Raw genomic sequence first — 10,879 nt, forward strand, 5'->3', positions numbered from 1 at the left:
ATGAGCGAATCGGGGAAACGGTCTAAATCAGGTCGAGTGGGTCGACACTCACCCTCACGACATCTGGTGTCTTACGCGCCGCACGCACCCCACTGGCCCCCTTGAGCGCGGCCGACAACGCCGCCCCGCCGCCGCGCCGTACCCGGATCATGGCCCGTTCCAGGCCCGACTCGTCGACCGGGACCGGGCCCAGCACCTGGGCGTCCGGCGGGAGACGCACCTCGTCGAGCATCTGCCGGACGGCGCTCGCCGAACCCGTCAGCGTCGCCATCCGCACGGCGGGCGGGAACCCGAGCTCGGCCCGGTCGCCCAGTTCGCGCTCGGCGTGCGTGATCGGATCCCACCGCAGCAGCGCCTGCACGGACGGCAGCCCGGCGTCCCCGAGCACCACCAGCTCGGCGGAGGGCCGCAGCAGCGCGGCGGCGTTCATCCACCGGCGCAGCGTCTCCTCCCCCGCCCGCAGGTCGGCCCGGCCGAGCAGCGCCCATCCGTCGAGCAGCACCGCCGCCGCGTAGCCGCCCTCGGCCACCGGCTCGGCGCCGGGCGTGGCGACCACGAGGGCGCGCGCGGCGGGCACGCCGGCCAGCACGCCGTCGCGGCCGGACGTGCGCACCTGCACCGACGGAAAGGCCCGCCCCAGCTCTTCGGCGGTGCGCCGGGCCCCCGTGACGACCGCCCGCAACCGGGGGCTGCCGCAGGACGGGCACCGCCAGTCGGCGTCCACCCGGCCGCACCAGCGGCAGTAGGGGGCGGCGTGCCCGGCTCTGAGCGCGAGCGGCCCGTGGCACAGCGACTCGCCGCTCCCGTGACCTTCCGGCGTCCCGCCCGTCGCGTCCGTGGCGGTGCTCAGAGCTCCGGCGTCCGGCTCCGCCTCGCCGAGAGCCGCCGTCTGCCGGCCGCCGGGGACCGGCGCGGCCAGGTGCGGGGCGATCCTGGTGGGCGGCAGGACGCAGCGCGCCGGGGCGCGGCAGTGGCCGCAGGCCAGCGCCGGCAGGTAACCGCGCCTGGGCACCTGGACCAGCACCGGCCCGCTCTCCAGCCCCTGGCGCAGCGCCCGCCAGGCCAGGCTGGGCAGCCTCGCCTGCCGGGCCGCCTGGTCCTTGGCCAGCTCGGCGTCCTCACCGGCGGGACGCACCCGCGGGGCCAGGCTCCTGATCGTCGTGCGGGCGGCCACGATCGGCCTCGCCCAGCGCGCGGCGATGAGCTGGGTGGCCTCGGCCGTGCGCGCGTAGCCGCCGATCAGCATGGCCGCGCCCGTACGGTGGGCGCGCAGGCCGAGGACCTCCCTGGCGTGGGGGTAGGGGGCCAGGCGTTCGGCGTGCAGGTCGTCGCCGTCGTCCCAGATGGCCGCCAGGCCGAGCTCCGCGACGGGGGCGAACATGGCGGCCCGGGTGCCCACGACGGCGCGCACCTGGCCTCTGAGGACCTTCAGCCATCGCCTGTACCGCTCGGCGGGTCCGAGGTCGGCCGTGAGCGCCACATGCCTGCCGGGGCCGAGCAGCCGCTCGAACTCGGCGTCCGCCAGCGCGACGTCCTTGCCGTCGGGCACCACGAGGACCGCTCCCCGCCCGCCGTCGAGGGTGGCGAGCACCGCCTCCGCCATGGCTCCGGCCCATCCCGTGGCGCCGGGCAGCGCGGACCACACGGCGCGGGGGGCGCGGCCGTGGCGCAGGGCGTCCAGGAAGGAGGGGCCGGTCGGGTAGGCGTCCCAGGCGCTCTTGCGGCCCTCTGCCGGCCGTTCGGGGGCGTCCGTCCCGTTCATGTGCTCCGGACGGGCCGCCGTCCGTCCGCGCGCGGGGGCCTTCGCAGGGCGGGGCTCGACCCGGCGCGGGGTGCCGTCCTGCTCGGCCCGCCCGTCCATCGGGGCCGCCGGTTCCAGGCCCCGTCCCGAGAAGGACGAGCCCTCCACGTCTCGCGCTCCCCCGATCGCGACAGGCGCACCCGAAGCGACCTGTGCGACCGCGACGGCGGCAGATTCGCTTCCGGTGGCCCGGACGATGTCGGCAACCCCGCTCCCGGCGGCTCGGGCCGCGGCCGGAGCCCCAGGCTCAGCCGCCTGGACCGCGACGGGAGACGCACTCGCGGCGGCTCGGGCCACGTCCGGGGAAGCGCTCTGCGCCGCCTCGCCGGAGGGGAGGGCCGGCGGGGCCAGATCGGCGGCGGGCGATTCGGCGGGAGGCGGGTCTGCTGGAGGCGGAACCTCCGCCTCGGCCTTGGCGTGGCGCGGTGGAATGGCCAGGCGCAGCACGTCGGTGAGGGTGCCCGCGTAACGGTCGGCCACCGCGCGGGCCAGACCGGCGATCTCCGGCGTGAGCACCTGCTCGGGCGAGACCACGCGTTCGAGCGGCGTCAGCTTGCCCTCATGGTCGCTCTCGTCCACCCGCTCCAGCAGGAACGCGTCGATCAGCTTGCCCGCGAACCGCACCCGCACCCGCACCCCCGGCCGGGCCGCCTCGTGCATGGCGGCGGGCACCAGGTAGTCGAAGGGCCGGTCGAGGTGCGGCAGCGGGCTGTCCACGACCACCCGCGCGACGGGCCGCTCGGGCGCCGCGACCACCGCCCCCTTGGTGTCCTTGGACGACGCAGGCGGCCGCACGGCGTCGAGCGGCAGGAGGGCGTCGTCGGAGTGGGTCACGCACTAACGTCTACCAGACCCCGCGCCCCGCCATCCCCACACCACCGGCGCACACCCCCACACCGCCCCCACCGGCCACCCACTCCCCCACCAGCCCGAACAGCGCAGGAGAGCACTCAGGACGCGACGAGCACGCAGACCCGCGCCCACCGCCAGACCCGATCAGGAACGCCCCCGCGAAGACGGATGAGCCCGCCCGCACCGAAGAAACGCAGCCCCCCACCAGAAGCCGCCTCACACCGAGCACAGCCGTCGCCACCGAACACGGCTGACGAGCCCCCGACGCCCACAGAGCACGGGCGACGAGCCCTCGATGGCCACCGACCGCCGCCGCCGAAGCCGCCGTCCAGGAGACCAGCCCGAGATCGTCACCGGGCCGCAGGCGCGGCAGAAGAGAGCGTCAGCCCAGCAGCCACCCGCGAGCCCTCAGCCCCAAGAGATCAGCAGCCACCAGCGAGCCCGCCGCCCCTCAAAAGATCAGCAGCCACCGGCGAGCCTGCGGCCCTCAAGAGACCAGGCGAACGCCCGCACCGAACCACCCCAGCCGACGACAAGTGCCGCACCCAACCCTCAAAAGGGCCAAATGCGGCACCTGCACGAAACAACCAGAAACCGAGTAGGTCAGAGACCCGCAGCCGTCCGAAGGGCCTCGGCGCGGTCGGTGGACTCCCAGGAGAAGCCCTCACGGCCGAAGTGCCCGTAGGCGGCGGTCTCGGAGTAGATCGGGCGCAGCAGGTCGAGGTCGCGGATGATCGCGGCCGGACGCAGGTCGAAGACGCGCAGCACGGCCGCCTGGATCTGCTCCACCGGCAGCTTCTCGGTGCCGAAGCACTCCACGAACAGACCCACCGGCTGCGCCTTGCCGATCGCGTACGCGACCTGCACCTCGCACCGGTCGGCCAGCCCGGCCGCGACGACGTTCTTGGCCACCCAGCGCATCGCGTAGGCCGCCGAGCGGTCGACCTTGGACGGGTCCTTGCCCGAGAACGCGCCACCGCCGTGGCGGGCCATGCCGCCGTAGGTGTCGATGATGATCTTGCGGCCGGTCAGGCCGGCGTCGCCCATCGGGCCGCCGATCTCGAAGCGGCCGGTCGGGTTGACCAGCAGCCGGTAGCCCTCGGTCTCGATCTCCAGACCATCGAGCACGGGGTCGACCACGTGCTCCTTGATGTCGGGGGCGAGCATCTCCTTGAGGTCGATCTCGGCCGCGTGCTGGGTGGAGACGACCACGGTGTCGAGGCGGACGGGCTTGTCGCCGTCGTACTCGATGGTGACCTGGGTCTTGCCGTCGGGGCGCAGGTAGGGAACCTTGCCGGTCTTGCGGACCTCGGACAGGCGCTGGGCGAGCCGGTGCGCGAGCGTGATCGGCAGCGGCATCAGCTCCGGCGTCTCGCGGCAGGCGTAGCCGAACATCAGGCCCTGGTCGCCGGCGCCCTGGCGGTCGAGCTCGTCGGCGTCGCCGCCCACGCGGTGCTCGTAGGCGTCGTCGACACCCTGGGCGATGTCGGGCGACTGCGCGCCGATGGACACCGACACGCCGCAGGAGGCGCCGTCGAAGCCCTTGTGGGAAGCGTCGTAGCCGATCTCCAGGATCTTCTCCCGGATGACGCCGGGGATGTCGACGTAGGTCTCGGTCGTGACCTCGCCTGCGACATGGACCTGGCCGGTAGTGATCAGCGTCTCGACGGCGACCCGGCTCTTGGGGTCGTCCTTGAGCATGGCGTCGAGAATCGCGTCACTGATCTGGTCGGCGATCTTGTCCGGGTGGCCTTCGGTGACCGACTCGGAGGTGAACAGGCGACGTGACAACTCAGTGGCTCCTCATGCAGCGGCTGCTGACGGATGTTGGGCCCGGGACGGAAGAACACGCCAGGGCCTCGCCGAAGTCTAGCCCCACCCGGCGGCCGGTCGCGAAACCGTCCCGTGTCCGTGTCCGGTCACATGTCCGGCATGTGTCCGGCATGTGCCCGGACCTGTGACCGGTCACAGGTCGGGAAGGGGATCCGGCGGCAGCGTCTCGGGCGCGAAGACCTCGGCGTCGGCGGCGGACACCACCGCCGCGTACTCCTCGTCGAACTCGAACACGGTGGTGCCGAGCTCGATGAACGGTCCGGGCAGGATCGGGCCGAGCCTGGTGTGCCGCGGGTACGTGGCGAACACCGCGACCGGCCGGTCGCTCCTGAGGGTCCTGGTGGTGAGCACCGAGACGGACGAATCGGTGACGACGATGAGGAAGTGGCCCGTTCCCGTCGGCCCCACGGACAACGCGGGGAAGACGTAACGGATACCTCCCTGGTCCTCCAGCAATCTCCTGCAACGTTCCCTGACAGCGGAACCCACCGGCATTCCGTCCCCCTTTGCCCCCAAGTATCGGTAGGCGTCCGGGGTGCCGCAACTGGCGATCAGGTAATCGTTCTTGCGCGAAAAACGCGCGTCAGGACAGACGGGGCGCGACCAGGTCCCAGACGGCGTCGGCGACGTCGTCCTTGGGGCCGCGCGGCACCTCGACCGGCTCGCCGCCGGCGACGAGGACGGTGGCGGCGTTGTCGGGCGTGCCGAACGCCAGCCCCTCCCCCACCTGGTTGACGACCAGCAGGTCGCAGCCCTTCCTGGCCAGCTTGGCCTGCCCGTTGGCGAGCACGTCGTCGGTCTCGGCCGCGAACCCGACGATCACCCGCGGACCGGCGCCGCCCTCGCGCCGCAGCCGGCCCAGCTCGGCCAGGATGTCGGGATTCTTCGTCAGGTGGATGGGATCGGGCTCGCCGTCGGTCTTCTTGATCTTCGTCTCGTGCCGGGACGCCGGGCGGAAGTCGGCCACCGCGGCCGCCATGACGACGGCGTCGGCCTTCTCGGTGGCGGCCAGCACCGCCTCGCGCAGCTCGGCCGTGGACCCCACCCGCACCACGGCGGCCCCCGCGGGATCGGGGAGGGCGACGTTGGCCGCCACGAGGGTCACCTCCGCGCCACGCGCGACCGCCGTGCGGGCCAGGGCGTACCCCTGCAGGCCGGACGAGCGGTTGCCGATGTAGCGGACCGGGTCGATCGCCTCGCGGGTGCCCCCGGCGGAGATCACCACCTTGCGTCCGGCCAGGTCGCGCGGCCTGCCGCGCAGCACACGCAGGCAGACCTGGAAGATCTCGGCGGGGTCGGGCAGGCGGCCGGGGCCGGTGTCGGCGCCGGTGAGGCGCCCCACGGCCGGGTCGATGACGACGGCCCCGCGCTCGCGCAGGGTCGCGACGTTGGCGCGGGTGGCCGGATGTTGCCACATCTCGGTGTGCATGGCCGGGGCGAACACGACCGGGCAGCGCGCCGTCAGCAGCGTGTTGGTCAGCAGGTCGTCGGCGAGCCCGTGGGCCGCCTTGGCCAGGGTGTTGGCGGTCGCCGGCGCCACCACGACGAGATCGGCGCGCTGGCCGATGCGGACGTGGGGCACCTCGTGAACGTCGTCCCAGACGTCGGCGGTCACGGGGTTGCCCGACAGGGCGGCCCACGTGGGCTCGCCCACGAAACGCAGGACCTCGCGGGTCGGCACGACCCGCACCTCGTGACCTGACTCGGTGAACAGCCGCAGCAGCTCACATGCCTTGTACGCGGCGATGCCGCCGCTGACGCCGAGGACGACCTTCATCGAAGGGGTCAGACCGCGCCTTCGATGGGCTCGGCGTTGAGCAGGCCCTCGGAGACCTCGCGCAGCGCGATGGACAGCGGCTTCTCCTGAGCATGCGTCTCGACCAGCGGCCCGACGTATTCCAGCAGGCCCTCGCCGAGCTGGGAGTAGTAGGCGTTGATCTGGCGGGCGCGCTTGGCGCCCATGATCACCAGGGAGTACTTGCTGTCGACGATGTCGAGCAGCGCGTCGATCGGCGGGTTGGTGATGCCCTCCGCGGCCGGGGTGGTGCCTGCCACGATTGTCAGACCTCTCGGTTGATGGTGGTGGTGACCCCCTGAGGGTCAGTCATCAAGGCTATCAGCCGGTGGCACACTTCTTGGACACTCGTGTTCACCAGCGTGAGGTCGAACTCCGACTCTGCCGCCATCTCGACCCGCCCGGCCTTGAGCCGGCGCTCGATGACGTCCTCCGGCTCGGTGCCGCGGCCGCGCAGCCGCTTCTCCAGCTCCTCCCACGTCGGGGGGGCCAGGAAGACCAGCAGGGCGTCGGGCATGGTGGTGCGCACCTGCCTGGCGCCTTCCAGGTCGATCTCCAGGACGGTCGGCACGCCCTGGGCGAGCTTGTCCAGCACCGGCTCGCGCGGGGTGCCGTAGCGGTTGCCCGCGAACTCGGCCCACTCCAGCAGCTCGCCGGCTTCGACGAGCCGGTCGAACTCCTCGCCGTCGACGAAGAAGTAGTGGACCCCGTTGACCTCGCCGGGACGGGGCCTCCTGGTGGTCACCGAGACCGACAGCCACACCTCGGGGTGTGCCCGCCGGAGCTCGGCGACGACCGTGGACTTGCCGACGCCCGACGGCCCTGACAGGACCGTCAGACGCCTCCTGCTCAGGGGGAGGAAGCCGACCTTCGCTCCCGATCCGACTGCCTCGTGGGCCCTTGCTTCGCCGGACCAGGACCTGTCGGTCACTTCCTACCCCCCGTTGAACCTGCGCTTTCTTGTGGAACAGAGATTAGCTCTCGTTGCCACCGAACTCGCGCTCGAGGGAAGCCCTCTGGTTCGCGCCGAGACCCCGCACGCGGCGGGACTCGGCGATGGCAAGCCGCTCCATGAGCTGCTTGGCGCGGACCTTGCCCACGCCGGGGAGCGATTCCAACAGGGCCGACACCTTCATCTTGCCGATGACGTCGTCGGTCTGCCCATCCTTGAGCACCTCAGCCAGAGAAACCGCGCCATGCTTGAGCCGGTTCTTGACCTCGGCACGCTCTTTACGGGCCTTGGCAGCCTTCTCAAGGGCTGCGGCGCGCTGCTCAGGGGTCAGGGGAGGAAGAGCCACGCCGGGTCACCTCGAATTTCTGTCGATGTACTCGGACGGGAAGGGAAACTAGCTGGTCATCGCCCCCTAAGCAACGTCAAGAGCGGTTTCTCTCCTCACAAAATCCACTTCATCACTGTCCGTGAGCGTAAAATTACACACTGCTGATCAAATCGCCCTCACTTCCCGCTTCGCGCGTCCGCTCCGGACGGCGTCCCGGAACAGGGCGAAGATCGCCCGCGCGGCACCGGACGATGTCCGAAACCAGGGCCGGACCAGGACCGAAACCAGAATCGGGAAGGGTGCGCGAACGCCCGGCGGATGCATTACGATCTTGTGAAGCGAGGGCTGCGCGAACGGTCCGGCGACACCTGCCGCCATGCCCCGCGCCCGCACGGAGAACACCCCTCCGCGCACGCGACGATCGTGCCCCCGCCTCCCCGCGGACAAGCACACCTCGCGGCACGCCAGAAGCGCGCCTCCGCCCCCGCGGAGAACCGCGCCCACCGGAAGCACACCTCCGCCTCCGCGGACAAGCACGCTTCCGCGCACGCAGAGAGCGCGTCCCCGCCTGCGCGCAGAGGCTCACCTCCGCGCACACCGGAAGCGCGCAGAGAGGCGCGCCGCGGAGAGCCCTGCCCTCGCGCGGCCACGCCCGAGCCGGGAGCCGCCGCGGCGGGTCGGCGCGGGGGCCGGAGGCGGGTGCCCGAGGCCGGGGCCCGCGCGAACCGGGAGCCGGCGCGGCGCGTGGGAGGCGGGTGGCCGGGGCCGGGGCCCCGGCCGGGGTTCAGGAGGCGGTCGTGCGGCGCAGTGAGGCGGCGATGGCGGCGGCCGCCGCTCCCGGGTCGGCCGCGCCCGTGATCGGACGCCCGATGACCAGCAGGTCGGCGCCGTCGGCCAGCGCCTGCTCGGGCGTCGCCACGCGCACCTGGTCCTGGACGTCGGCCCCCTGAGGGCGCACGCCCGGCGTGATGAGGGTGATGCCGGGCCCCACCTCGGCCCGCACCGCCGCGACCTCGTTGGGCGAGCACACCAGCGCCGTGGCCCCGGCCTCGACCGACAGGGCGGCCAAGCGGCGCACGGCCTCGTCGGCCGGTCCGGCCAGGCCCATGCGGTCGAGGTCGGACTCGTCCAGCGAGGTGAGGATCGTCACAGCGGCGATCTTGGTCTGCGGGGCGGCCTCGACCGCGGCCCGGATCATGGCGGCCCCGCCGGCCGCGTGCACGGTCAGGATGGCCGGACGCAGGCGGGCGACGGCCTTGGCGGCGCCCGCGACGGTGTTGGGGATGTCGTGCAGCTTGAGGTCGAGGAAGATCTGGACGCCGCTGGCGCCGCGCACGGAGGCGATCACGTCGGGGCCGTAGCGCAGGTACAGCTCCAGGCCCACCTTGATGGTGCTGACGTGCGGCGTCACCAGGCTCGCCCACCTGGCGGCGGTCTCCAGGTCGGGGGCGTCGAGGGCGACGGCGATGGGTGCGGGCGTCAAGGGGAGCTCTCCTCGGAGTCGACTAGAAGGTGCCGGGGAGCGCTCCCCGGCGGCCGGTGGGCCAGGCCGACGGCGTCGGCCAGGCGTTGGAAGCCGCGTGCCCGCAGCAGGTCCTCCAGCTCGCGCTCGATGCGCAGGCACGCGTAGGGGTCGTGGAACAGCGCGGTGCCCACCCCGACCAGGCAGGCGCCCGCCAGGATGAGCTGGAAGGCGTCCCTGCCGGTCATCACGCCGCCCATGCCGATCAGCGGCACCCCGGGCAGGGCCGCGTGCACCTGCCACACGCACCGGACGGCCAGGGGCAGGATGGCGGGCCCCGACAGCCCTCCGGTGACGGCGGCCAGCGACGGACGCAGCGCCTCGGTGTCGATGGCCATGCCGAGCGGGTTGTTGATCATGGACAGGGCGTCCGCCCCGGCGTCCACGCAGGCGCGCGCGACCGAGACGATGTCGGCCACGTCGGGCGCGAGCTTGGCCACCACGGGGACGTCGTAGCGCATGATGGAGCGCACAGAGGCGATCACCTCGGCCGCGGCGCTGCCCTCGCGCGCGAAGACACGCCCTCTGTCCTCCATGTTCGGGCAAGAAAGGTTGACCTCCAGCGCGGTCACCCCGGGCGCGTCGGCGAGCCTGCGGGCCAGCTCGGAGTACTCGGCGACGGTGCCGCCGCCGATCGAGACGATGGTCTTGATGCCGCGCTGGGCCAGCCAGGGCAGCTCGCGCTCCAGGAACGCCTCGATGCCCGGCCCCTGGAGCCCGACGGCGTTGAGCATGCCGGAGGGCGTCTCGGCCATGCGCGGGGTCGGCCGGCCGGCCCGGGGGGCCATGGTGATGGACCGGGTGGTCAGCGCGCCGAGCCGGTGGAGGTCGAAGAACTGGGCGAGCTCGCGTCCGGAGCCCGCGCAGCCGGCGGCCGTGGTGACGGGGTTCGCCAGCTCGACGTGCGCCAGAAACGTACGCATATCAACTGACATGTCGAGCACCGCCTCCGGGGGCGCCGAGCGCGTCGAACGGGATCGTTCCCACGTCCTCGAAGCGCACCCGTTCCCCCCGGAACACCGGTCCCTCCGCGCACGCGCGGACCATCCTGGTCGCGCCGTCGTCGCCGATGACGGGGATGACGCACGTCATGCACACCCCGATGCCGCAGGCCATCTGCTCCTCGACGGCCACCTGCACGGGGATGTCGAACTCCATCGCCACCGCCGTGACCGCCCGCAGCGCCGGCATGGGCGCGCAGGCGTAGACGGCGTCGGCCCGGGTGTCGGCGATCACCGAGGGCAGCGCGTCGGTGACCTTGCCGCGCAGGCCGAGCGAGCCGTCCTCGGTGGTCAGGGTCGTCGTCTCGGCGATGCGGCGGGCCCGCATGGCGCCGAAGACGCGGTCGGCCCCGGCGCCGCCGAGCACGAAGTCGACCCGGCAGCCGCGCGCCAGCAGCGCGTCGGCCAGCGGGAACAGCACGGCAGAGCCGTACTCGGCGCCGACCAGCACGCAGTTGACCGGGTCGCGCGGCAGCGGGAAGGGCCGGCCGAGCGGCCCGACCAGGTCGAGCGTGTCGCGGGCGCGCCGCTCGGCCAGCCAGGACGTGCCCGCCCCGGCGACGGTGAAGACGAGCTCGACCGTGCCGCCGTAGTCGGACTTGACGTCATGGATGGACAGCGCGCGGCGCGTCACCATCGACGTGTGGGCCCCGCCGACCGCCACGGAGACGAAGTGGCCGGGGCGGTAACGCTCGGCGATGCCGGGCGCCACCACCGTCAGCGCATGGTAGGCGTCGACCCGGCGCGTCGTCAGCACCGTGCCCGTCACCTGCACAGGTGTGCCGGCCAGTCGTC

At 73.0% G+C, this 10,879-nt stretch carries 10 protein-coding genes; all 10 read right to left on the reverse strand.

Features of this window, described 5'->3' with window-relative positions:
* Positions 1-22: 22 nt before the first annotated feature.
* A complete protein-coding gene (locus tag AB0C33_RS30820; RefSeq protein ID WP_358294000.1) occupies positions 23-2,635 on the reverse strand; it encodes a primosomal protein N' in 2,613 nt (870 codons plus the stop codon).
* A gap of 621 nt (positions 2,636-3,256) precedes the next feature.
* Entirely contained in the window at positions 3,257-4,444 is a 1,188-nt protein-coding gene (gene metK, locus AB0C33_RS30825; RefSeq protein WP_352322591.1) for a methionine adenosyltransferase, read from the reverse strand.
* Between the two features lie 174 nt (positions 4,445-4,618).
* Positions 4,619-4,942: a hypothetical protein gene (locus tag AB0C33_RS30830; protein WP_358294002.1), complete on the reverse strand. Its 324-nt coding sequence runs from the start codon at positions 4,940-4,942 to the stop codon at positions 4,619-4,621.
* A 127-nt stretch (positions 4,943-5,069) separates the two neighbouring features.
* Positions 5,070-6,263: a bifunctional phosphopantothenoylcysteine decarboxylase/phosphopantothenate--cysteine ligase CoaBC gene (gene coaBC, locus AB0C33_RS30835; protein ID WP_352353182.1), complete on the reverse strand. Its 1,194-nt coding sequence runs from the start codon at positions 6,261-6,263 to the stop codon at positions 5,070-5,072.
* 8 nt (positions 6,264-6,271) lie between these two features.
* On the reverse strand, positions 6,272-6,541 hold the full coding sequence (gene rpoZ, locus AB0C33_RS30840) for a DNA-directed RNA polymerase subunit omega (protein WP_043638590.1): 270 nt from the start codon (positions 6,539-6,541) through the stop codon (positions 6,272-6,274).
* Between the two features lie 5 nt (positions 6,542-6,546).
* Positions 6,547-7,134: a guanylate kinase gene (gmk, locus tag AB0C33_RS30845; protein WP_358294299.1), complete on the reverse strand. Its 588-nt coding sequence runs from the start codon at positions 7,132-7,134 to the stop codon at positions 6,547-6,549.
* A gap of 121 nt (positions 7,135-7,255) precedes the next feature.
* Entirely contained in the window at positions 7,256-7,579 is a 324-nt protein-coding gene (gene mihF, locus AB0C33_RS30850) for an integration host factor, actinobacterial type (protein ID WP_020541698.1), read from the reverse strand.
* A 766-nt stretch (positions 7,580-8,345) separates the two neighbouring features.
* Positions 8,346-9,044 carry an orotidine-5'-phosphate decarboxylase gene (gene pyrF / locus AB0C33_RS30855; protein WP_358294005.1) on the reverse strand — a complete coding sequence of 233 codons (699 nt, stop codon included), beginning with the start codon at positions 9,042-9,044 and terminating at the stop codon, positions 8,346-8,348.
* Positions 9,041-10,018, reverse strand: coding sequence for a dihydroorotate dehydrogenase (locus AB0C33_RS30860; protein ID WP_352353184.1), 978 nt, complete (start codon positions 10,016-10,018; stop codon positions 9,041-9,043). Before AB0C33_RS30860 ends, pyrF begins: the two co-directional genes overlap by 4 nt.
* The gene (locus tag AB0C33_RS30865; protein ID WP_358294007.1) at positions 10,008-10,859 is read right to left on the reverse strand and encodes a dihydroorotate dehydrogenase electron transfer subunit; all 852 of its coding nucleotides are present in this window, start codon (positions 10,857-10,859) and stop codon (positions 10,008-10,010) included. Before AB0C33_RS30865 ends, AB0C33_RS30860 begins: the two co-directional genes overlap by 11 nt.
* Positions 10,860-10,879: the final 20 nt, after the last annotated feature.

The organism is Nonomuraea sp. NPDC048881 (assembly GCF_040649795.1).
GTDB lineage: Bacteria > Actinomycetota > Actinomycetes > Streptosporangiales > Streptosporangiaceae > Nonomuraea.